The following is a 23375-nucleotide window of genomic DNA, read 5'->3' as shown; positions in this document are numbered from 1 at the left end:
CTCCTTTCTGACGCTTTCGCCTTTTGCTTGTCGGGCCTGGTCGAGCCGCTTCCGCTTTTGGTTCATCCAGCTGCAGCGGCTAGGCCCTCGAGGTCATAAGTCAAGAACGTCAAAAAGGCAAAAGACGCCTTTCTGACGCTCTCGCCTTATGCTTGTCGGGCCTGGTCGAGCCGCTTCCGCTTTTGGTTCACAATATTTTCCGGTTTGACTTTTTTGATGAAACCCTTTAAAGTATGGAAGTATATTTTAAAACAAGTAAATAACATATCTTCTTATCCAGAGAGACGGAGGGACTGGCCCTGTGATGTCTCGGCAGCGGACTCTATGTGAGTGCTGTGCCACATCCAGCAAGCGTAATGCTTGAAAGATAAGGAGAGTGTTTCGTTTGAATGAAACCTCTTCTTATATAAGAAGAGGTTTTTTATTTCATTTCACACCAAGACAAAGGAGTGTTAGCATGAATCAAGAAAAAGGAAATCTATTGGCTTTATTGCCCTTGATCATATTTGTTTCCCTGTTCCTTGGAGCAGGTATCATTTCGGGAGATTTTTATGCATTTCCTGTACTCGTATCCATCATCATTGCATCGGTCGTTGCCCTAGTTATGAACCGTAAAGAGTCGTTGACCGCTAAGATTGAACGGTTCGCTAAAGGCGCTGGTCATCCCGACATCATGATTATGGTCTTCATCTTCCTGTTAGCAGGAGCCTTTTCAGGAGTGGCAGAAAAGATGGGAGCCGTTGATTCAACCGTCAACTTTGCCCTATCTGTGCTTCCGGGTAACTTAATCATTGTTGGATTGTTTATCATTGCCGCATTCATCTCTTTATCAATGGGAACATCCATGGGGACGATTGCAGCCCTTGCCCCCATCGGAGCGGGAATCAGCTCAGGAGCAGATATTTCCCTGCCCCTTGCCATGGCAACCGTTATTGGTGGAGCGATGTTCGGAGATAACTTATCGTTTATTTCGGATACAACCATCGCTGCTGTCCGTACACAGAAAACGGAAATGAAGGACAAGTTCAAAGTGAACTTCTTCATTGTATTACCGGCAGCCATCATCACCATGGTGATCCTGTTTATCCTGACGCTTGGCACTCCATCCTCAGTAGAGGCGGAAAGCTTTAATTGGGTTAAAATCCTGCCTTACCTTGGAGTCATAATCGGAGCCCTTGCAGGATTGAACGTATTTGTTGTTCTATTAGGCGGAATCCTGTTGGCAGGAATCATCGGATTTGTGGATGGAAGCTTCACCCCATCGAGTTATTTTGGCAGTGTAGCTGACGGAATGACAGGGATGGCTGAGATTGTAATCCTTTCCATCCTGATTGGAGGCGTGGTCGAACTGATCCGTCATAACGGTGGAATCCAGGCAATCCTGTATCAAGCCACCCGTAAGATCAAATCCCCTCAGGGAGCACAGCTTGCTACCGCGGGGTTAGTCAGTGCAACAAATCTTTGTACTGCGAATAATACCATTTCCATCATCATTGCAGGTCCACTTGCCAAAACGCTTAGCGAACGATATGGAGTGGATGCCCGTAAATCAGCTAGTATCCTGGATATTTTCTCTTGTGCCATCCAAGGCTTGATCCCATATGGGGCACAGGCACTGCTCGTGGCAGAAGTAGCCGGCATATCACCGCTCAGCATCATTCCATATGCCTTCTATCCAGTATTGATTGCGGTTTGCGGATTAATTGCAATTCAATTCGCCCTTCCAAAGTTCACTCGCAATCCCGTTCCAGATGGAGATCCGATTCAGTCTTCATAATGATTTTAAAGAGACAAATCTTTCGGGATTTGTCTCTTTTTTGTTTTTGGATAGGGTTGTATGAATGTCGCGGCAGTTTTGATTGTTTATTGGACCATTTTAAGCACTTATTGGGCCACTTTTGACGTTTTTCGGGCCACTCTAAGCACTTATCGGGCCAACTCCGTAAATACCACAAGATTCTTTATCGTCTAGACACTAACAACAACCTCAAAAAAGCAGATCCCGCTTCCCGGAATCTGCTCACTCTCTTATAATAAGTCATTCACATGATAAAGCTTTCCACTTTCAATTTCACTTTCAGTGATGAGCTTCAATAATACATCTGCAACCGTATCTGTGCTGCGAAGCATGCCCTCGTCTTTGTAGCGCTGGAATGATTCAACATCAGCAAAGGATTCCTTAGATGAAGAACGGATTTCCCCCTGCATATCGGTATCCATCACCCCTGGACTGAAGGCGATGACTTGATGGCGGCTATGCTTATTGGTAAGCTCCAGGCTCACGGTTTCCGTCAGCATATTGACGCCTGCTTTCGTTGCACAATACGTACTCCAACCATAAACAGGACGGCTCCCTGCACCAGAGCTGATGTTAACCATGGTCATTTTGGAAGAAGAACCTTCTGCTGCTTTGATCAATTCATTGGTGGCTATCATGGGAGAAAGCAGGTTGACATGTACACTCATTTCAAGTGCTCCGGTATCCACTTCACCAGACGGATTGATCGGTGTCACCACTCCCGCATTTTGCACAACATAGATTGAATCAGCTTCAGATTTAAATGCCCTGGCTCCGACCTCACGAAAAACGGATTCTGTTTGCACGGTTTGAGAAAGATCACAATGGAAGAATTCATACGACACTTCTTTTTCACGTGCCAGCCTTTGTAAGCTCTCATTATCTGTACGGGAAATATTCATGACGCCGATGCCCTTTTCTATAAAACCCTTGGCAATGGACTCCCCTAAGCCTCTTGTTGCTCCTGTCACAATTGCATAATCCATTTCGAATCATCTCCTTCTTATCTCCTGATTATAAGGGAGAGGAATCTTTTCACAAAAAAATATGCACCCGTTTAACGAAAGATTTACATTTGCCTCGAAAGCCCTCATCAATCAAGGCATGCTCTCGTCAATCAAATGATACTCCGGTATAAGATCTGACAATGGGACAATCGTGGCCTTCTTTTCATAAAGGGGCAGGAATTCCTTAAGCATGGTTGCCACCTTCATTCCCGTGACCCCGACGTGGCCAATCGCAATGGTTGCATTGTCATGATCCAATTCTTTCGAAAGGAGTCTTGCCTGCTTTCCGATATGCTGGATCGTATAGACGTCATCAAAGAATAGTTCGTTTTCCAGATACGGCACTCCCAGTTCTTTGGCAAGCTGAGGAATGACGCTCTTTCCTGTAGTTTTACTATCCAGATAAAATAAGCCGTTTTCCTTACAAATATCAAGTACAATCCGCATGACCCGCTCATCCGCTGTTGCCTTCGAGCCCATATGATGGTTGATGCCAACTGCATAAGGAACCTCTTTGATGGCCTGCTCCACTCTCTTTCTGATTTCTTCATCGGAAAGGGAGGTCGTGATGGCCCCGGGTCCAAGCCAGCTCGCTTTCCCGTGCATCGGTTCCATCGGAAGGTGGATGATGACTTCATGGCCATTCTCGTGGGCTTTTTCTGCATCTTTTCTGGTCGTTGGCAAAAAAGGCATGACGGCAATTGTCAATGTCACAGGCAGATTCAGTATCTCTTTCGTTCCTTTCATACCATTACCCAGATCATCTATCACAATCGCCAATTCATTATGATGGGCAGGATAGGGAAGGATGTTTCTTGCAGAAACGGATGTTTGGACGGAGAACGTCAGCAAGAAAAAGATAAGCAGGATTCTCAACTCATATCACTCCTTTTTTCATTATGATGTCCATTTTAGAGAGGATATACGAGTGGAGGTCCGTCCCTCATCCATCAAAAAGCCAGGAAGCGTGTTTTGCTTCCTGGCTTGGTGAAGAGTCTCTATTCATCCCAGGCTTTGGTGGGGCGGTCTTTTGGGTAGCCGTGGGTTTGGCGGTGGGTTTTTCTGTCTGCGGTGAAGTCCCACCAGTTTTTGGTGCTTTCCGGGTGATTCGCGTGGTGAACGACACATCTTAATGAGTCTTCGACACAGGGGTCCATCCAAACACCGTATTTTTTCTCTAATTCGATGATGAGTTCTTCCCCTTTTTCATCCTTTATTTCTTCAAAGGTATAGAAACCCAGATCTTCTACGACATTATGAGCCATATTGGGCCCGATGGATGGAATCTGTTGAAAAATGGACATCCCGACTAAATAACGGGATCTGTCTAAAGGAATGTCCAGCATTTCCCCTAGTCGCTCAGGCGGCAAGTCATGAATATCCCCCAACCGGATCTTCCCTTTACGAAGGGCGGACCGTTCCTTATCAGTCAGGGGCAGTTTCGGACTCTTTCTAGTCATTGTGCCTCCTCCTTATCCTTTAAAGGTTTGCTGACGGGCCATTTGGAAGTCTTCCACAACTGGCATCTTCGTTTTCTTTTTATCCAACGGACCCTTTACTTTGATTGGCTTGTTGTTCACTAGGACCCCGACCTTCGTCTGTTGGATTTCTTTTACCCCCTGTACAATCAGCTGCATGGCGATGATGGCGATCATGAAGGCGACTAAAGGGGCGATGACGATCCAATACTTCCCGGTCATAAGAGAGTTCTTCGTGGAACTGATCAGACCGGACCATTCAAACGTCCCGGATTTTGGGGGATCCGGCATATCACCGAAAGTGATGATCGTTCCACCAAGGAAGAGATGGAATAAACCAAGATGGACTAGAATGAGAAGCGTCTGGATGAATTGCTGCCCCCAAATGATGAATAACCTCGGGGCAAGATGTGGAAAAAGATGCGTCCAGAGCAGGTGCTTATTGCTTCCGCCAAGCAGCTTTGCCGAAAGGACGAAATCCTGTTTTCCGATTTGCTTCAGTTCATTCCCAATCAGCACTGTTGTCAACGGAAGGACCAGAATCGTCAACACTACCGCTTCAAATACCAGCCTTTCAAAAATAGAGTGATCCCATCCTAACACAGGCAACCCCCAAAGCACCGGCCTTAATAGAAGATACGCGATTAGGCTCAGGGGCAGAAAGTGAATGGAATCCACCATGCGGTCAAGCCAATTCTTCCTGTTCTCTTTCAAGTGAAAATGATAGCCAATACCAAGGTAGAATCCGCCGATCACCCTCAGAGAAGCGACAATCAAGGCAAATAACAGTGTATATTTGGCACCTACGATAAGCTGATCCAGGATACTGTAACCGAAGAAATCGGATCCCAGAATCATGTCACCAAACGGTTTATGTGGAGGGGCGCTTATGATCCGGCCCTCATCATTCTTCATAAATTGAATCTGTTTAATCGGCTCTTCCTTCAACGTTGAATAAAGGAAGCTCGTAGCAATCAAACCGAAAATGATGCTAAATCCGATGGCAAACTTGCTGTTATGCATATGCTGCCACCACAGCTTCCGGATGGTCGAAAGAATGCTCCATATCTTCCATTCAGTCCACTTTGTTTTATCTCTTTTATATTTCGTATAATCCTCGCTGCTCTCATGGTTGATCCACAGGTATACCCCTTGATACACCACAAAGAAAGGTGTATAGATCATGATTAAAGAGATGGCGATCACCATCGGCCGGAAATCCTGGATGATATAATAGGTGATCCCTTTCATATTAAAAATCGTTTCGATGATAAATAAACTGGATAACATGCCCCATACGATCAACTTTCCATGATAAAACAAACTTGGAGAAATATTTTTCAGTACATGAGAAAACAGGATCCTGCCCTTAGACATCCCCTTACTATGGGCGAATTCAATATGAGGCTTGAGCAGCTCTTCTTCCATAATGAAAAGGAGAATCCGAAAGAAAGAAATCATGGGAATGATGGACAACGTAATCATGGGGGCAAGAAAGACCTTCTCTTCCCCGTACTCTGCAAAGTTCATCAATTCCACACCAAAATATTTAAAGATATAGACAATCAAAAGCTGAAGCATGAACGCAAACATTAAATCGGGCACAGTCTCTAAGAGGTTTAACCCTTTCTTAAGTGTCGAAGTAACCGGTCGGGGTAAAAACACGGTGAAGATCGTAAGAATAAAGGCAGCACCAAGACCAATCCCCAGAGCACCACCTACAATCTGGAGGGAGTATACGTATGGACCCCAGAGCATATCAAGAAATTCCACGGTAATCCCCTTGTATGAGTAACTCCAATTTGCTCCATCCAGGAAGACAAAGATAAACTTTATAAATGCCTCAAGGTACCCTACAACATTGTATAATCCACGTTCCCTGAATACTTCTGGTGCGATACTGACGGCTAAAATCCCAATCAGACCAAGAATATAATAGAAGATCAATTTAATCGGAAAGATGAGAAACTTCATCATTGTGTCCCCTTTATCTCTTTTTCCTCAGTTTAATTGAAATGTTAAAATTTTTCAATTTTATTTCAAATCTGACAATTCCATAACAAAAAAAGTGACCCACCTTCTCCAGAGTCACTTTTTTGTCCCTACGCCAACAGTTGACTTGGCTTGCCCAAGTAAAATCCTTGTCCGATCGTGATACCGATTTCCTTGGCAACCTGCATATCCTGTTTTGTTTCTATTCCCTCCAGGACAATCAACGTATCACTTCCGTAGAATTGACTGAAGAAAGAGAGGAATCTCTGTTTCTTTTCATCCTGGGCCAAATTCATGGCAAAATAGCGGTCCAGCTTAATGATTTCCGGCTCGTACTCAATCGATTTCTTTATAGAGGATGTTCCTTGTCCGAAGTCATCGATGGCATACCAGACACCGTATTGCTTCAGTTCTTTCAGGGATTTTTTCAATAAAGGATTCTGCCATAGCTCTTCAGCACTGGATTCGTTAATTTCGAGAACAAGTCGTCCCTTTATGTCTGGATAGCGGTTCATAAGGTCGGAGAAGAACGTGTGAAAACTCGGATGCAGGATGGTTGTAATATAAATATTGAGAAACAACTTACAGTTCATAAGCCCGTTCTTTGAGAAACTATCAAGGGCTTTAGAAATGGACAGAGTATCAAGCTTGTACAGGATATTTGCTTTCATGGCCGATTGAAATACACTCTCGGGATTTTCGTTAAACGTATTCCGTAACAGTCCCTCGTAAGCATAGAGGGTTCGATGTTCACCCATATCATATAATGGCTGAAAATCGTGATAGATAAAGTCGTCTTGAAAAATAGTAAAGATGTTCATAGGACCCCTATACTCTCTCTTTATTTTTTTTTTCATAAAAAAACCACACAAAAACGCATTCCTCGCGTTCGCATGTGGTCGGTTGCGCTACTGGCTCCCCTAAATGTAAGCGCCCATCTATCATTTAGGTTCACAGCCCCCAGTCGAATTGTCAGTTTATGAAGATGCTTATAAGAAAAATATACCACAAACTAGTACTTTTAGGGTGTGTTTTTCCATAAATTATTTGAAAATTCATAAAGAAAATCCTTACCTTGACACATAAGGATTGTCACTGATCCAAAAACGCCAAGGATAGTCCTTTGCCTCCCCTGTGTTATCGATCCCTATCCGTTTCCCAGATGAGATGCTTTCTGGGTCGAATCCTTTTGTGATCGTCAGCGGTGGCTCTAAAAAGCTTCCCCCATAGTCCTCCATGGTGATGCCCAATGCTTTCGTCAATTTCCCTGGACCATTCGTCCAATTCTTCTTCATATGTCCTCGTCTTCTGCTTTCCATCAGGGCCTCTCCCTCTAGTGGCTCGACCGCTCTGATGAGGATGGCCTCGGGCTTTTCCTCTTCCCCGCTCACTACGTTCACCAGACAGTGTGTATGCATGACATATGTATATATCCGCCCTGCTTCATGGAACATGATTTCCGTCCGTTTCGTACGCCTGTTTCCAAAACTGTGAGCTGCTCTGTCTTCCGGCCCAAGATACGCCTCTGTTTCCACTATATACCCTGAAGCTGTTCCTTCCTCTGTCTCTTTCACCAAAACACACCCCAACAGGGACCTGGCGAGGTCCAATGTAGGCTGCTTGTAAAAGGTGGAAGGTAATGGGATTCGGTTCATAGATTTCACTTCCTTACACACAAATAATCAGTCTTTATAATAGGTATACCCTAACCTTATAGTACTAAATCTGACCATCGCTTCAACCTATTTTTAACAGGATAAACCGTTTGGGCGGCGTACATATTAAAGACTGTTAAGGCAAACACAAAATGGAGGAATCCTCATGAAAAAACGAATCTTAATCTGCTCCGTCATCCCGTTCATGCTGATGACTGGCTGCAATAACGATACAAACGATTCACTGACTGATACTCAAAACGTGAATTACGATCCGGTTTCCTATAGAAACCAAGACAGAGTGGGAATGAATGATTTACAAGAAAACCGAACGGCCATCCACCGTTTTATTGCCCCGATAGATCCTAACGGGGATTTGCGTGAATTCACTCATTTAGATCCTGGTGAAGAATATACACCCGGTAACGAAGGGGTGCCTCAGCCGAAACAACCTGCCGGGGAGCCGAATAAAGGACAACCGGAACCACCTGCACAACAGCCTAAACAAGATTCTCAATCTTCGAATGCAAGTGGGTATGTGAAGCAAGTGATTGATTTAACAAACCAGGAACGTAAGAAGAATGGACTCAGTGCGTTGAAGATGGACGGAGAGCTATCAAACGTAGCGGAGATGAAATCTGAGGACATGAAGGAACATGACTATTTCTCTCATACATCCCCAACATATGGATCTCCGTTTGAGATGATGGAAAACTTCGGTGTAGACTATTCTACAGCAGCGGAGAACATTGCCGTTGGACAGAAAACACCTGAATCGGTTGTGAACGCCTGGATGAACAGCCCGGGTCACCGCAAAAACATTTTAAATAAACAAGTCACTCATATTGGTGTGGGAACGGCTAAAGATGCGAGCCAAGGGATATATTGGACACAGATGTTTATCGCGAAATAAAGAGTTGGACCGGTCGTGGCGGCCGGTCCAACTTCCTTACGTCTGTTACAGGTTCAGTTTCATAAATTTGCATACATCTGTGAATCCCACTTTTTCATACAAATGAATGGCCTGTTCATTAAACGTGTATACATTCAACCTTACTTCATCGTAGTTTCGATCCTTCAGTTCGAGGAGCGCCCGTTTTAAAAGCCTTGTCGCATGTCCCCTTCCCCGGAAGGACTTCTTCACATACACATCATTGATCCACCCAATTTCTTTGGAGGTAATCCAATCAACACTCTTATCTACCTGTACCCACCCTGCCAGCTCATCATCCTCACGGGCAACGAGGAAATAGGCTCCGTGTTCGATGGAGTGACGGTATGCTTTTTGCATTTCTTCTTTATGATGTTCATATGGAACACCTGTCGCTTCTTCTCGGTTGATTCCTGCCATTTCAAATATTTCCTCTATCTCATGTTCGGTTGCCACTTCAATTAAGACAGACACGATTGTCCCTCTCTTTCACATTGTTCTTCATACAACTCCATTATACAAATTATTGATTCCACCTTGGAAAATATTTATTTCGCAGACCTTTCCTTCTCAGCCTCTGGTCTGATTCAAAAATAATGCTTTGGCTCATTGTGATGGTTCCCCTCATGGATTAAACTAAAACTATAAATTGGAAAAACAAACCAAAGTGAGGGATTGAAATGAAAAATGCGTTTGCCGTTATCATTGCGCTTCTGGCACTCGGTACGCTTTATGTCATTATGAATGACAATACGTCCTTATTTGCGAAGGAGAGTCAGTCTGGGGATCGGGTCGAAGTCACCAAAAACGTGAAAACAATCGATCTTGACCTGGAAAGCAGCGACACAAAGGTCTTACCCACAGACAAGAATGAAGTAAAAGTCGACTTCAAAGGAAAAGGAACAATGACATTGAATCAAAAAGGGGACACGATATACGTAAAGGTAAAACATAAATGGTATGAGTGGGTCGGATTTAATCAAAAATCTGACGTTACCGTTTATATTCCGAGAGAGTATGACAATAACATGGAAATCGATATCGGTTCCGGCAATCTGGTCTTAGAGGGAGAGTCCGTTTCAAAGAAATGGACGTTCGATGAACTATCCGTTGACATGGGATCGGGGAACATGGAACTGAACAATATCGAGACAAATGTATTCGAGCATGATGGTTCGTCTGGTGATTTGATCGTCAATGGACTGACGACAAAGGACGGAAAGGTGGACATCAGCTCCGGGGATGTAGAATTATCGAACTATGAAGGTCCGTTGAAAGGTGACTTATCTTCTGGAGAGTTGACGGTCACCATGGAATCCTTAAAGGGCGACTTGAATTTCGATGTCAGCTCCGGGGGCGTAAATCTTGATTTACCTGAAGACGCTAGCTTTAAACTGAACGGGAATGCAAGCAGCGGTGATATCTCCTGCAACCTTCCTTTAAAGAATCAGAAGATAGAAAACGGCGATATTTCCGGAGTGTCCGGCTCCGGTCAGTATAACATTGATGTTTCTGTATCCAGTGGAAACGTGGATATCTATTAAGAAAAAGGGTAAAGCGGAATCCGCTTTACCCTCTTTTCACTTCTGCCCCCAGTTCCTCTCCAAGTGCCACAATCGATTGGTTGATCCTCCACACATAATATAGATGGTGAATAAGATCCACCTGTGATTTACGCCAGCTTGGGGCTTGCGTTTCGATTTTTTGCCGTTCCGGGCTCAAATCCCACATGATAGGCGAGCTTTCCTTTTCCTTTAAAAGTTGTCGGAGCGTTTCAATGTTTTCAGAGATTTTCTCTTCTGTTTCCCTAAACGCGCTAATGAGTTCTTCCGACACCTTTGCTTGTGCTTTCCGATGGGAAGAGGCAAGCAGGTGCTTTGCGTAATAATTGATGGCCGTTACGACAGTGATCCATCGTCCTGCACCAGACCTCGTCATGGCGCCGGGCCTTTGGAGAAGGGACTGCGCTTCATCCTTGATTCCCTGGAGCTTCTGATCCAAATCAAAAGCCTGATCGGTCAATGTTTTACCTTCCGGGATCGTAAAGGTTTTTATATATGAAGAAACATACCCTTTAAGTTCCCCGAAGAAATCATCCAAGCTATCCGCCACTTTGTCTTTCGTTTTCTTTGGAAACACAAAGGCTGATACCACAAGGGCGATCACAGCTCCGACAATCGTATCAATGACACGTGCCCCCATCAACTGTACACTGATCCCACCCAGCAGAAGGTCATACATGAAAGCGATGAGCATCGTGATGAATAAGCTCATCAGCGTATAGGAGACAGTGAAAAGATAAAAGGCGAGAAATAAGACCACAAACAGTAGGAAGACTTCCAGCTGAGAGTTCCCGGAGACTAGGTTGGCCGCTCCGAATCCGATGATGGCCCCAATCACTGTCCCGATCGACCGCTGGAAAGCTTTCATATAGGTCCTGCCTACCGATTCAGTACCGATTTGAATAATGAAGGTCGTTAACAGGACCCAGTACGGCTGCGCAGGTGCCATCAGCTCCCCTACAACGATCGCAAGCGTCCCCGCAACCAAAGCCTGTATCGCTTTACGGGTTGAGGGCTTTAAGCTTTTCGATTCTTCCGTAGTCTCTTCTTTTTCCTTTTCTTCCGGTTCTCCATCGTTCTCAACAGTCGACACCTTGTATTCAGGTACCTTTAATGATTCCTGAATCGAGATGGCCGCTTCAAGTACATGATTGGCAATGGACTCGATCCGCCTTAAGAGATACACCCAACCTTCAGGCTTCTTCTCCTGATTTAACACCTCAGACAATACCAATCGAAGGGCCTGTATCGCCTTTTCTGCTTCTTCAAGGGAACGGGGGTCATAATCCTGAGCCAGTACCTCCGCATCGCGAAGTGACCGGAGCACCCATACTAATAATCGTCTAAGCTCAATGACTTCCAAAGCATCAAGATCTTTCAGCTTTTTCAACGAATCGGTCAGCGTCTGGATGAGCATTTCTGTGTCGAATACATACAACCGTAGTTGTGATGCTTCAATACCCGGCCATAATTTCTTTACATCATTTTCATTGATATCGCCTGCTACGCTTCTCGCGTACTCATTCAGCCTTCTTACGTTTCGATTCAACTGTTTCCTGCGCTTGCTACTCGTCTGTGGATCCTCTATCATCCTCATCAAGATTGTAAAGGTCAAGTTGGATTGAATATGAAAAGAACGCATACTTCTCCTTAACATATGGACAGAGTCCTTGAAGATGATGAAGTTATAAAGGTAAGCGTATACGACCCCTATGATGACCCCCAGGTAAAACCACTCCAGATGCGCCGCATCCAGTTGCAGAATGGATGATATATAAATCGACATAAAACCTGCCATCCCCATGGAAAAATAACGGATGGCAAAACGTGAAAAGTAAAACGCGCTAAAAATGGCCCCCACTAATAGAGCGTTCACAACGAGACTGTAATGAGCAAAGGCGGATCCCATTGTAATTCCGACAGCTATTGCGACACCGACTAACGGAGTCGTTACCTTCTTCTTTCCCGTCGTATCATCCATGACGACGAATATACAAAGCATCCCTACCATCCCTGATACGATGGCAGGAGTGATGGATGGATGATCGAATTGCTTTAATAAATACAGCATCGTAAACACAGCCGATATTAAGCTGATCGTAGCCTTCCCTGCCTGCTGAAATCTTTTTCTGCCGGGATCGGAGGCAAGGATCCTCCCCAGCCATATATGCTGTCTATGTAAATGTTTCATATCTTATCAAACCCTTATCTTCGCACCGTTTTTCATTCTCTTTTATCGTACCCTTTCCAATAAAAAAGTAACCTGTACTGCGTGGAGCAGCAGGTTACACTTATTCACAGGTGCACGTTGAGAACGGAATCTATTTGTATGATTATAAGGGTTTTATAGGCGCTAGGTAAAGGAAAGTGCTTAATTCTAAGGCTGAATAGCACCTCTGACTAACAAGTAAGTTGCTTTTAATCCTTTCATTACCCTTACTTTATATAAGAAGAATATACTCTTTATATAGGAAGATCTTTGAGAATCCACGTTTAATTCCGTATAAATGTCTTTCCTTCTTGGAAAGCACCAACTGTACACCTCTCTCAAACTATGTTGAAAGCTGTCATAGCTTAGAAATTGAAAATCGATAAAATCCAAGTATTGGGACAATCGCCCCTCTTTCCCTTTCTTCATACTTCGCTTAACAGGCAGTTTCATAACGTTCTCCAGCATCGGGTATTCTTCAAACACAATGGAAAGAGTACGAACCAGTCTTTTCAAGGTCCCATCATGTTTAGCTTGTTGAAATATTCGATGAAGATCTATTTGGTTATTTAATCGAAAAATTAACTGAATGATATCAAGATAATACCTCGGAGAGTCCAAATTATGTCTCCATCCGTGCAGACAAATCATATAAAATGTATGTTCATCGGATAACCTTTTAATATAGGATTTTCCCTTTACAGCTTTTGCATTCTCCCAGAAGTCTTCAATTTTTAGATAAGACGTCTTTTCCCTCACAATACCCCAATGAATTTCTACAACAAGCGGTACCGGAGAACCAGGGATTTGTTTACTGTAGGAACAATGAAAATGCTCTGGAATCCATTCTTCCTCCTGTTCAAAACCTAAATCCTTTACTAGTTGTACCGTCTCCTCAATCGATTCTTTTCTAATAAGAATATCAATATCCGATGTCCCTCTGGCAGCCAGATGACCGAAATATTCTTGGGAAAAGTATACTCCCTTTAGTGGAATGGATTCTATTTTCCCTTTTCCTAGTCTGTTTAGGATTTTGTCTGTTTCACTTTTGATAAGGATGTTTTGAAATAGCACCTCGTCGTATTTTTGTTTGAGGCGTACTTGAAAGAATAGCGGTGTTTTTTCTAGACATCCCCTCTCCTTTAACAAGTGATAGATCTGGGGGGATATGGAGTGGGATTCTATTTCGTCGATTGCCTGGTGGTAGTAAGAAGCCTTGTGAGGAAAGCTTGCCTTGTTATCATATAGTGAGTGAATGAGGTTTTTGATCATCATCTCTTCTCCCCTTCCTTTAGGCATTTAATGCGACAACTTTCTCTTTCTTTTCAAAGAATTGGTGCTCATGAAGGCGTTTATATAAGCCTTCCTTATTCAGGAGCTCTTCATGACTGCCGATTTGTGTAACCTTTCCTTTATCCAACACCACAATAATATCCGCATGTAGAATGGTTGATAACCGATGAGCGATGACGATTGTCGTACGATCCTTCATTAATGATTCCAAAGCTATTTTCACACGGTATTCTGTTTGACTATCTAAAGCAGACGTGGCCTCATCAAGCAATAGAATCGGGGCATCTTTTAATATAGCCCTGGCAATGGCCATTCTCTGTTTTTGTCCCCCAGATAGCTTTATTCCTCTTTCACCTATTTCTGTTTCTAACCCATCAGGAAGGGATGCAATAAAATCATAAATTTCCGCCTTTTTCGTCGCCGTTATGATTTGTTCATCTGAAAGATTGGGTGAAGCCAATCGTAGATTTTCTTTTATGGTCCCTGCAAATAGGAAGGTTTCCTGTGGCACATTAGCGATAGAGCTTCTTAATTGAGATAACGTGAACTCCTCAGTCTTCTTACCGCCAATGTATATTTTCCCTTGTTGAGGAAGATAAAATCCTTGTAATAGATTCAGGAGTGTACTCTTACCTCCACCACTCGGTCCAACAATGGCTACCATTTTTCCAGACGGGATATGTAAACTGAACTCCTCAAACACCTTGTTATTTTCATCGTAACCAAATGAAACATCACGAAAGAATATGGACGTTGATTCGTCCTTTTGAGGTGAGTAAGCAGAAAGAGTGTTAGACTCTGTGGGCGATTCCAATACATCAACCACTCTTTCCAAAGCAGAAACAGACCATTGAAACCCTGCCCATTGACCGGCAAGTCCTGTTAAAGGGTTAACGAGATGATTCACTAAGCTCACAAAGGTTAGAAGAGAGCCCACTGTAATGATGTTTTGTGTCACATAGTAAGCACCCAAACACAAACTAACTAGATACGTTATCGAAGTGACAACCTGTCCACCAGAATTGAACCAGCCACTTAATTTGGCATTCTTTAATTCCAGTTTATACAGTTGCTGGTTTTGGTTGGCATATTTATTATAAATAAGCTTCTCCATCGTAAAAGAACGAATCACTTGAAAACCTTGTAATGACTCGGTTAATAGACTATTGATCTTTCCATACATGTCATGAATCATCCGACTGTTATTTCGTAACAACAGACCAAAAACAGCACCTGCAACTACAGCTAAGGGAGCAATTGAAACACTTAATAACGAAAGCTTCCAGTTAATATTTAATAAATAAAGGAATACTGAAACATATATAAGGGGAAGTCTTATCAAGTCTATTAAACTGCTTCCAACCACCCCATCAACGCTATTAATATCGTTCGTAAAATGGGAGATGATCTCCCCTGATCGTTGAGAAGTGACCTTTCCCAATGGGAGACGTAAGATATGGTGGAACAAATGATTTTTCAAGTCCTTTTTCAGCCCATTTGTTGTTACCGTCTCAATCAAGATGGACGCGAAATTAGACACTATACTTAATACGACCAGGGAAATCCCAATAGGTACCAGTCTTCTCAATTCATTAAAATCACTTCGAACACCTGCATCTGTCATATTCCCAAAAAACCAGGCAAACGCAATGGTCAAGAAAATATCTGTAAATAATAGGAGCAGCATTCCTGCATAAGCTTTCCGTTGACGAAATAGAAAAGGCTTAAGCAGGGTGAACGTCCTCTTCATGTCACTGAAATTCAGATATAATTTCATTAATGCTATTAGTTGACCAATTCTATTTTTCATATTTACACTCCAGATTGGGTTATATTCTAACCGTATTCCTTCTGTTAAGATAACTTCTCAACCATTGAGATAAGTAAGGCAACGAAAGGATTGCTTTACTCCATAAAATTGAACGTACGCTTCCTGCTGAAATCTTTCTTCTCCTTCTCTTTATATAGACGAGCTTCCCAATAACCTGTTGATCCCCTATAGGTTCATCAAAACCCAGATTTGTATCTCCTTTAAACATATAAAATGTATCATCGTTAATTGTCTGTTGTTTCACAAAACGATGTGTAACCAATTTCCCCTGCACAGTATGATACAAAGCCGTATCCCCTTTTTGCAGCTCTGCCGCTGAACACGTCACAAACGTACATACATCCCCATCTTGAATATATGGAAACATACTGATACCGTGTGCAGGCAAGTCGATCCATTTATGCTTCTTCATCACATTGGAAATTAAATGAACCGCTTCTTGATCAGCCAGCATAGGTTACTAGTCCATAATGATGAAGCTCTGTAATAAACTGCTCAATGTCCTGCTTAAATGATTCTATATCTTCTACTATCTTGAAATGATGCTTTACTTCTTCCGCAATTGAATCAACGGTCTGAACATTATCAAGCAACCCCCAACAAAATCCTCCCACTTCATTGACCTTGGTGGCCGTAAACTGATCTGTATTTAAAATGACCCATTCATCATCGAATTGGGAAGCCTCATAATCCTTGGTTTTCACAAATTTAGTCATCATGATATCAACTCCCAAAATTTATCGTTCTTTTGAAACTTAAGATTATATACTGGCACCAGGTTAACAATCGTTTTTAGCATCTTCATAATCCTAGTAACCTCCTCACCGTTTCGTTTCCAATAGAAGACTTTGTCTATAAGTTGGATATATGCTTCAGATTTCGTTAATTGTAGACGTTCAATCTGAGTAGACTGAACTAGTAACTGGATACTGTTTAAAGGGACAGGTGCTTGATCACAGCTGCCTTCCTGCTCGCTACGGAATGGAGAATCAAAGATCGTGATGCAGTCTTTGGTCACTTTCACAAGAGTGGCTTCATCTGAAAGCAGAGGCCTGGGTGAGGATAATTTCGCAGCCGTTGATTTTCCCGCTCCAGAGTGACCGGCGAATAGATGTGCCTTTTGATTTTCTATCGCACAGGACGAATGGATTAACAATCCCCAGTTATGATGAAGAATAAAAGCACTATAAACATTCATGAGTGCATGTTTTAGGGCTAGTTCATCATGGACGAAGATTTGGGCCCTTGTAAAATTCCTGTCCACTTTGATGAGGTAATCTGGCCTTTCATAATGAATGCTTTGAGCGTGTTCAGTGATGGATACTTGGTAATGAACGAAGCGGATTCCATAGCCAGATGATATTGCTACGTTTAAATCCGGATTTTTTTTATTATTAGATAATATGGAGAAGTTTTTTGAAAAGAAATTTAATAACTGACATGAATCGAAGGATACGTTGATAATGTGCTCACCAATTTCAACTTGCAAGCTGTTCATGAGATTCTCCTTTTGGTTCTATTATGGAGAGATCAACACACTGATCTCTCTCCATAAATAAATTTATTTATCTATTTCTTTCCTTTGCCATTTCCTCCACCATTTCCATGATGTGGGCCTGTGTATGGATCATTAGGGTAATGCACTCCACCGTTACCCGTTCCTGGATGATCTAAGTTTCCTTGTCCTTTATTCCAACTCTGTGCCGTTTCAAATACTATTTGTTGATGTGATAATACCTCAGGTTTATTATGTGTTTTATTCTGCCCTGTTTCATGTGACATTTCATTCACCTCTCCCTTGTAATTGAATGATTTTTACTATATCGAACAGGTAATTACTTTTTGTCAGCCCTAAAGATCTATTTACCTATTACTTTTATCATTATATTATACCCATCGTTCTTTTTAAAGAACAAACCATTCGACAATATCCAATAATAATTAGCTATAACATTTAAAAAACCTCATTATTTGTCGAATAAAATAACTTTATTAAGAACACCACTCAGCATAGAATAATCATATAGTACTTTTGATTCAAGGATTATTCTGAATAATTATCTACTTTGAATGGAGGCGATGTTTTGAAGAAAGAGGAGATGTATGTTCCAAAGATTATCGACCATCAGACGATCTCATTTGAAACCACCATTAGTGGAGGAGGTGGAGGCGGGGACGATGGAAAGGTTTGCTGTTGCTGGCCACCATTCTATACTTGTAAACTACATAGAAAGCATAAGCCATGGAAGCCGCCTGGCCATTGTTTCATTACAGACTCTTGTGTGAAAGCCAACCACCTGCCGGATGATTGCGAAGAACTAACTATCATAAGAAATTTTAGAGATTCCATAATGGTCCAAACGGTTGAAGGAAGAAAATTAGTCGGAAGATATTACGAATTTGCCCCAATCATTTCAGAGCGCATTAAATCAGAAGAAAACTCGTTAGAAATTTATCAAAACCTTTATCAAAACTTAGTATTAAAATGCGTGGATTTCATTAACAATGGACAACCAAAAGAAGCAGAATTGACCTATCGAAAAGTTGTTGAAGAGTTAGAAGTGAAATACCTATAATATAAAGGTCCATCTATTTTTAGATGGGCTGTTTTATTTCTCCCCACCAAAAAAGATCCCATAAAAGCAATGGATACAGCCAGTTGCTTTTATGGGATCGCCTTCATCTATTTTTCTAATAGGTTACTGAACATGCTCTTCTTCTCATTTGCCAATTGATTAAATCCCCCAGTTTGAACGACACGTCCTTTATCCAATACGATGACCTGATCCGCATTTCGGATGGTTGATAGACGGTGAGCGATGACGATGATGGTCATTTTGCCTTTGAGTCGTTCAATTGCTTCTTGGATTTTGGCTTCGTTTTCGCTGTCGAGGGCGCTGGTGGCTTCGTCTAGGACCAGGATGGAAGGTTTTCTTAATATGGCTCTTGCAAGAACTATTCGTTGACGTTCTCCACCTGATAGTCGAATTCCACGGTCACCTATCAGCGTATCCAGTCCTTCTGGTAGATTTTTTACAAATTCTGAAGCAGATGAGAATTGTAGTGCTTCCCAGATATCCCAATCCGTTGCATTTGATTTCATTATTAATAAATTCTCTCTAATAGAAGCGTTAAATAAAAATGGTTCTTGTGGTACATAGCCGATAGTACTTCTTATCGAGCGTTGAACATCTCCTGATAAAAGTAATCCATCAACTAAAACCGAACCATGTTCAGGGACATTTAAACCCATTAATAAATCAACTAAGGTACTTTTTCCGGCTCCAGAGGGACCAACAATAGCCGTCATTTTGTTGGCCGGAAGAGTTACGTTAATATTCTCAAGAGCAAAATGAGGTTCAGTAGAGTTATAGCGATAGTTGACACCTACACATTTAATGTTTTTTCTAATTTCACACTTGAAATTTCCTTGGTACTCTTGGTGAGTAAATATCTCATTCGCTTCTCTCGACTCCCTTTGGAGTTGGATAACTGACGAAAACGCCGGAAGAGTTTCGGCCAACTGCTCCATACTGGATTGTATAGAAGTGAACCGTGGCCATAGTCTGGTGAAAATAAGAATAACTAATAAGAACTGATCTGCTTGGCTTCGAAAAAGAGTAATAGAAAAATAAATAAATAGAGCAATGATAATGGCTGATGAGACTTTGTATAAAAAATTTGAATTCGTTTTTATTTTTATAAGTTCTGTTTGTTCATGTATGATATCTTCACTTAATTTTGAAAGCCAAGTATTTCGTGAATGTTCTAATGAATTACTTTTTATGTCTTTAATCCCATTTAGATTATCTGTTATTCCTGCAAGGTAGTTCTTGCCTATTTCAGAAGTTTTGGATCCGATTTTTTTTGACTTTTTCACGAATGATTGAGATACAAAGGCTAAGATAATTCCCGAAATAAGGACTAGCCCTGTCATATAAGGAGATACCCAAAAAGCTATTCCAAGTTGAAGGAGAGTAAATATGATAGAGGTTATTAGTTGTAAGAACATATTGGTTCCACCATTAACCCTGCCCAACTCAGCCGTAAGAGAATTAATAAGATCAGATTTTCTTTTCTTTAAGAAAAAACCCCAGTTTGCCTGGAGGAGTTCCCGATATGTTTTCATTCTTAGGTGATTGATAAAACCAACTCTTATTTGAACATTTCTTCTGGAAATATTCCGCTGTAACAGTGCTTGACTTATTACTAAAAAAATATAAATGACTAATATCAGAGGCAAAGCAAATTTCTCTGGTACTAGTGCTATAAAACCCACTAATTTTGATATTGGAGCAATGGTCGTTTCATAATCTATAAAACCACTTACAGTCAACATAGGAATTAGAAGCAGGATGCCTACTCCCTCAAGCATACTTATGAGCATCATTCCTATTAAATTAAAGATTAAGACCTTTCCTGAAAAAGCATAAAATCTTTTAGTGAAATATAATAAATGATTCATTTATATCCCCCTATATAATGCATAGCTTCTTTTTGTTTTTCTCCAACACCATAAAAAAGGACGTAACAAAAAATAAAGAATGTGCAAATTTTTCGGTAGCTGAAGAGTAGAGGCATCTTCGGGGTAGGGGTAAAGAAAACTCACAATAAATATCCACTTCTGTTTTATTGTCTTTAAAGAAAATAAATATTTTTGATGATACTTTGAGATTTCAGTAGGCAGTGGTTCCGAATGTAAGTTAATCATGTTCTCAAAATAAAAAATGGTTTTCTGTCCGAGCTCTTTAGATCTCCAATTAGACACTAATGAAATCATCTCTTTTTTTATATTTGTACCCAGTAAATTACTTGCTAGAATCAGGACTTTACCCGAAATCTTTTCCAGCTGATATTTCTTTATTAATAAGAATATCTGATTCCAATCAATATCTTGTTCGACTAATTGATGAATGTCTACAAGCCAGCGTAAGCGGGACCACCCATGTCTGGCACCATGTGAAATAAGAAATAAAAATAAATCCTCGCGCCCTAGAAAATAAATTGGTTTTTTTGTTATGCAGCTAATTCTTTTTCTCTTCCATAAATCCTTGAAACAAGGTTCAGCTCCTGGCCCTGGATTTAACCTCCAATGTAATTCAAGCTTCACCTTCTTTACGGGGTGGAAATAAGTTACATGGTGATGTCTCCATCTCCATTCCCCTAATATAGATGTGAAATAGTCATCTTTAAGATAACCCTCTTTTATTAGAAGTGCTTCGGCTCTATCCAAGTCACTGATCGATATTAATATATCGAGATCATTTGATGTACGTAGTGATATGTCACCATATAAATCTTCTGCAAGAACAGGTCCTTTAAGAACTAACATTTTCACTTCTGCACTCTCAAACATTTTACTTACATATTCCATTTCTGCGCTTAATAAAAGCATGTTAAAAGTATTTTTTTTGTATTTATTTTCTATTCTTTGAATAACCTGTGCAGGAATCAATGCCTGATGAACCTTGTTTAACTTAGTGTACACTTGAGGATATATCCTATGATGATACACCAGTGAAATGAACTTTTCCCAATCGATATTTGAATCTTTCAATTCCTGACTGAACTGATGAGATTTCACTTTATCACTGATCTGCAGGATATCGAGTATCAGTTTTAGCTCAATGGGTAAATTATTTAAATCCAAACGATACGTTTCTTCCATCCTTTTCACCTACACTCACTTTTCGGCTATGTGTGCAAAAGTCCCTACTATAGTAAATCGCTCCATACCTTCAGATCCTGTTATATATACAGATCCACTCCTTAACCACGCATGAGCAATCAACCTTCCATGCTCATCTTTTCCAGTCCCTAAATAGAGAGTAGTGTCTATGTTTCTTTTTTTTAGCATATTCATAGCAGCAATCGCCTTAACCAAGCAATGACTTTCCCACAATGTATAATTACTCATGATTTTAATAGCTGAAGATATTTGTTTTAGTACCTTAACGTGATCGGTATTTAAAGAATGCGACGTTTCGATCATATGCTTCCCTAATATAGGTGCTACTTTTGCAAAAGGAAGGGATTTGATAATTCTTGCCCACCCTAAATGAAGAAAAACCTCCAACAATAGTAGCTTTGTTTCATAATCCAATGATAAAAACAATTTTATTTTCTTCATAAAAGATCATCCTAATTAAACTTAATTAATTCTTCATCTCTCAGCATCTCAATGAATGATAAAACGTGTGACAAACAGGTCTCTTTATCTATTTCATATTTAGCCATCAATGTATCAACTAATTCAGTGATGGTAACGGGATTTTCGATAGTATCCCATATGTCTCCCCCCACTTCCCCCAGATTATAATACTTTCCGTTTTCAATACTTAACATCACTTTTTCGCCGCCCATATTGCTCACTATATTTCCTTTTCTTTGAGTAATCGATTGGTCCAAAGTAAGGCTGGGATTTTTCAGCATTTTTTTTCCCCTTTTCTTAATGTATTTAATAATAACGATTGTATTTCATAAGGAGTAAACCTTGATGTTGGCCTTTTTACCCTGTACATTTCTACTTGATCTGCAAGAGAAGCAGTTGTAGAGAAATGCCACTCTAATAACCCTAGTCGATTGAGAACTGAATTCCTGAAAGTGTGATGAAAAAGTACAGGCAATTTCTCTATGCTATTCTGAACTTTTTCAATTGTCAGTTGTTCATGTTCTGACTTTTCCAATTCAAATATACCTGCAAGAGGCACCCATTCCCCCTCGTAAAAGCTGGGTTCTACAGAAATAGCATACTTTTTCTCTCTTTCAAATAAAGGAAAATACTTATTCTCAGGCAAACCCAGCTTCGCCAAGCTTTCTTCCCAAAGTTTTTGCTGTGGATAAGAAGAATGAACAATGAATTCTTGATTTTCTGAAAGAGAAACAGCTATCACATCATCACTAATAAGCTTATAACCACTATTCATCAAGGTAGAAGCTAATGTTGACTTACCTGCTCCAGAGTGGCCAATGATCGCATATGCTTTTCCATCTATAACAACCGCACTGCCATGCAAAGGGAGTATCTTTTTTTGCAGTAATATGATGCCCATACACGAACCTAACAAATAAAGACGGATTTTATTTTCATCCGCATGTTCAAAAGGTGATACGATAACTCTTTCTCCTTTTACTACACTAAATATTGCTGTATTCTTGATGTGAAACATTACAGTTCCATTATTGACTGTAAACTTACCTTCATTACCATTATTTTTCCACTCTTCCCTAAGATCACCCACTTCAATCTTGACATCAAAATTATTGAATAACCCTTTTGTATTTATTGTTTTCACTTCAGGAAGTGGGATTTCACTTTGGATGTTTAAACCAAACGCTCTATAAAATGTTTTTTTACATGCACTGATCATGCCTATCACTCCATATAAGCCATAAATTTTCATTCTTATTAGGTCCTTATACTCCAAGTAAATATAAGGACCTAATATGTAGTAACGAATTCATTAATGCATTTTAACCAAATTTAACTGTAGTGGTCTGCATCTTGCTCATCTGGATCGTTTTGATCATGATCAACATAACGAAGACCTGGACCTGCCATAGTCATATCAATTGAAAGAATCTCCAACTCTGGTTTTTCCCATACTTTTTTCATAAAC

Annotated in this window: 24 protein-coding genes and 2 riboswitches; of the genes, 4 read left to right on the top strand and 20 right to left on the bottom strand. The window is 41.0% G+C overall.

Annotation, left to right across the window (positions count from 1 at the left end; translation table 11 throughout):
• Nucleotides 1-269: 269 nt before the first annotated feature.
• Nucleotides 270-374: riboswitch (SAM riboswitch) on the top strand.
• Between the two features lie 83 nt (nt 375-457).
• Complete coding sequence (locus tag LCL96_RS21590) at nt 458-1777, top strand: Na+/H+ antiporter NhaC family protein (RefSeq protein WP_224945221.1); 1320 nt, start codon at nt 458-460, stop codon at nt 1775-1777.
• Nucleotides 1778-2028: 251 nt separating this feature from the next.
• Here LCL96_RS21590 and LCL96_RS21585 read toward each other — a convergent pair whose 3' ends face one another.
• The 6 genes from LCL96_RS21585 to LCL96_RS21560 form a co-directional block, all read right to left on the bottom strand.
• Nucleotides 2029-2784, bottom strand: a complete 756-nt coding sequence (locus LCL96_RS21585) for a (S)-benzoin forming benzil reductase (protein ID WP_224945219.1) — start codon at nt 2782-2784, stop codon at nt 2029-2031.
• A gap of 111 nt (nt 2785-2895) precedes the next feature.
• On the bottom strand, nt 2896-3681 hold the full coding sequence (locus LCL96_RS21580) for a divergent polysaccharide deacetylase family protein (protein WP_224945210.1): 786 nt from the start codon (nt 3679-3681) through the stop codon (nt 2896-2898).
• Between the two features lie 122 nt (nt 3682-3803).
• A complete protein-coding gene (locus LCL96_RS21575; protein ID WP_224945208.1) occupies nt 3804-4265 on the bottom strand; it encodes a helix-hairpin-helix domain-containing protein in 462 nt (153 codons plus the stop codon).
• A 12-nt stretch (nt 4266-4277) separates the two neighbouring features.
• Nucleotides 4278-6260, bottom strand: coding sequence for an ABC transporter permease subunit (locus tag LCL96_RS21570; RefSeq protein WP_224945205.1), 1983 nt, complete (start codon nt 6258-6260; stop codon nt 4278-4280).
• A gap of 125 nt (nt 6261-6385) precedes the next feature.
• Nucleotides 6386-7096: an EAL domain-containing protein gene (locus tag LCL96_RS21565; RefSeq protein ID WP_224945203.1), complete on the bottom strand. Its 711-nt coding sequence runs from the start codon at nt 7094-7096 to the stop codon at nt 6386-6388.
• 67 nt (nt 7097-7163) lie between these two features.
• Nucleotides 7164-7244, bottom strand: a riboswitch (cyclic di-GMP riboswitch).
• Nucleotides 7245-7345: 101 nt separating this feature from the next.
• A complete protein-coding gene (locus LCL96_RS21560) occupies nt 7346-7930 on the bottom strand; it encodes a DNA-3-methyladenine glycosylase (RefSeq protein WP_224945201.1) in 585 nt (194 codons plus the stop codon).
• A 166-nt stretch (nt 7931-8096) separates the two neighbouring features.
• Between LCL96_RS21560 and LCL96_RS21555 the strand changes: the two genes are divergently transcribed.
• Complete coding sequence (locus LCL96_RS21555) at nt 8097-8843, top strand: CAP domain-containing protein (RefSeq protein WP_224945199.1); 747 nt, start codon at nt 8097-8099, stop codon at nt 8841-8843.
• Between the two features lie 45 nt (nt 8844-8888).
• On the opposite strand, the gene LCL96_RS21550 is transcribed toward LCL96_RS21555, so the two are convergent.
• A complete protein-coding gene (locus tag LCL96_RS21550; RefSeq protein ID WP_224945197.1) occupies nt 8889-9335 on the bottom strand; it encodes a GNAT family N-acetyltransferase in 447 nt (148 codons plus the stop codon).
• Between the two features lie 206 nt (nt 9336-9541).
• On the opposite strand from LCL96_RS21550, the gene LCL96_RS21545 reads away from it, so the two are divergent.
• On the top strand, nt 9542-10405 hold the full coding sequence (locus LCL96_RS21545) for a DUF4097 family beta strand repeat-containing protein (protein ID WP_224945195.1): 864 nt from the start codon (nt 9542-9544) through the stop codon (nt 10403-10405).
• Nucleotides 10406-10430: 25 nt separating this feature from the next.
• Here the strand turns inward: LCL96_RS21545 and LCL96_RS21540 are convergent, their stop codons facing one another.
• From LCL96_RS21540 to LCL96_RS21510, 7 genes are all read right to left on the bottom strand, one after another.
• A complete protein-coding gene (locus LCL96_RS21540) occupies nt 10431-12614 on the bottom strand; it encodes an FUSC family protein (RefSeq protein ID WP_224945194.1) in 2184 nt (727 codons plus the stop codon).
• A 186-nt stretch (nt 12615-12800) separates the two neighbouring features.
• On the bottom strand, nt 12801-13907 hold the full coding sequence (locus LCL96_RS21535; RefSeq protein ID WP_224945193.1) for a nucleotidyltransferase family protein: 1107 nt from the start codon (nt 13905-13907) through the stop codon (nt 12801-12803).
• Nucleotides 13908-13923: 16 nt separating this feature from the next.
• Nucleotides 13924-15735 (bottom strand): ABC transporter ATP-binding protein, encoded by a 1812-nt coding sequence (locus LCL96_RS21530; protein ID WP_224945192.1) that lies wholly within the window; start codon nt 15733-15735, stop codon nt 13924-13926.
• Between the two features lie 19 nt (nt 15736-15754).
• Complete coding sequence (locus LCL96_RS21525; RefSeq protein WP_224945191.1) at nt 15755-16210, bottom strand: signal peptidase I; 456 nt, start codon at nt 16208-16210, stop codon at nt 15755-15757.
• Nucleotides 16200-16475, bottom strand: a complete 276-nt coding sequence (locus tag LCL96_RS21520) for a PqqD family protein (RefSeq protein WP_224945190.1) — start codon at nt 16473-16475, stop codon at nt 16200-16202. The genes LCL96_RS21525 and LCL96_RS21520 overlap by 11 nt, the downstream gene beginning before the upstream one ends.
• A complete protein-coding gene (locus LCL96_RS21515; RefSeq protein ID WP_224945189.1) occupies nt 16472-17254 on the bottom strand; it encodes a hypothetical protein in 783 nt (260 codons plus the stop codon). The genes LCL96_RS21520 and LCL96_RS21515 overlap by 4 nt, the downstream gene beginning before the upstream one ends.
• A 71-nt stretch (nt 17255-17325) precedes the next feature.
• Nucleotides 17326-17538 (bottom strand): hypothetical protein, encoded by a 213-nt coding sequence (locus LCL96_RS21510; protein ID WP_224945187.1) that lies wholly within the window; start codon nt 17536-17538, stop codon nt 17326-17328.
• Nucleotides 17539-17840: 302 nt separating this feature from the next.
• On the opposite strand from LCL96_RS21510, the gene LCL96_RS21505 reads away from it, so the two are divergent.
• Nucleotides 17841-18332, top strand: coding sequence for a CFI-box-CTERM domain-containing protein (locus tag LCL96_RS21505; protein WP_224945186.1), 492 nt, complete (start codon nt 17841-17843; stop codon nt 18330-18332).
• A gap of 107 nt (nt 18333-18439) precedes the next feature.
• Here the strand turns inward: LCL96_RS21505 and LCL96_RS21500 are convergent, their stop codons facing one another.
• The 6 genes from LCL96_RS21500 to LCL96_RS21475 form a co-directional block, all read right to left on the bottom strand.
• A complete protein-coding gene (locus LCL96_RS21500) occupies nt 18440-20221 on the bottom strand; it encodes an ABC transporter ATP-binding protein (RefSeq protein WP_224945184.1) in 1782 nt (593 codons plus the stop codon).
• Nucleotides 20222-21424, bottom strand: a complete 1203-nt coding sequence (locus LCL96_RS21495; RefSeq protein ID WP_224945183.1) for a nucleotidyltransferase family protein — start codon at nt 21422-21424, stop codon at nt 20222-20224. It abuts the gene before it with no gap.
• Nucleotides 21425-21439: 15 nt separating this feature from the next.
• The gene (locus tag LCL96_RS21490; protein WP_224945181.1) at nt 21440-21886 is read right to left on the bottom strand and encodes a lasso peptide biosynthesis B2 protein; all 447 of its coding nucleotides are present in this window, start codon (nt 21884-21886) and stop codon (nt 21440-21442) included.
• Between the two features lie 11 nt (nt 21887-21897).
• On the bottom strand, nt 21898-22188 hold the full coding sequence (locus LCL96_RS21485; protein WP_224945179.1) for a lasso peptide biosynthesis PqqD family chaperone: 291 nt from the start codon (nt 22186-22188) through the stop codon (nt 21898-21900).
• A complete protein-coding gene (locus tag LCL96_RS21480; protein ID WP_224945177.1) occupies nt 22182-23126 on the bottom strand; it encodes an HPr kinase/phosphorylase in 945 nt (314 codons plus the stop codon). Before LCL96_RS21480 ends, LCL96_RS21485 begins: the two co-directional genes overlap by 7 nt.
• Nucleotides 23127-23239: 113 nt before the next feature.
• Nucleotides 23240-23371, bottom strand: coding sequence for a paeninodin family lasso peptide (locus tag LCL96_RS21475; RefSeq protein ID WP_224945175.1), 132 nt, complete (start codon nt 23369-23371; stop codon nt 23240-23242).
• Between the last annotated feature and the right edge of the window lie 4 nt (nt 23372-23375).

The organism is Rossellomorea aquimaris, assembly GCF_020172085.1.
Lineage (GTDB): Bacteria > Bacillota > Bacilli > Bacillales > Bacillaceae_B > Rossellomorea > Rossellomorea aquimaris_E.
The sequence above is the reverse complement of the archived record's forward strand: the minus strand, read 5'-3'. Positions and strand labels throughout refer to the sequence as shown.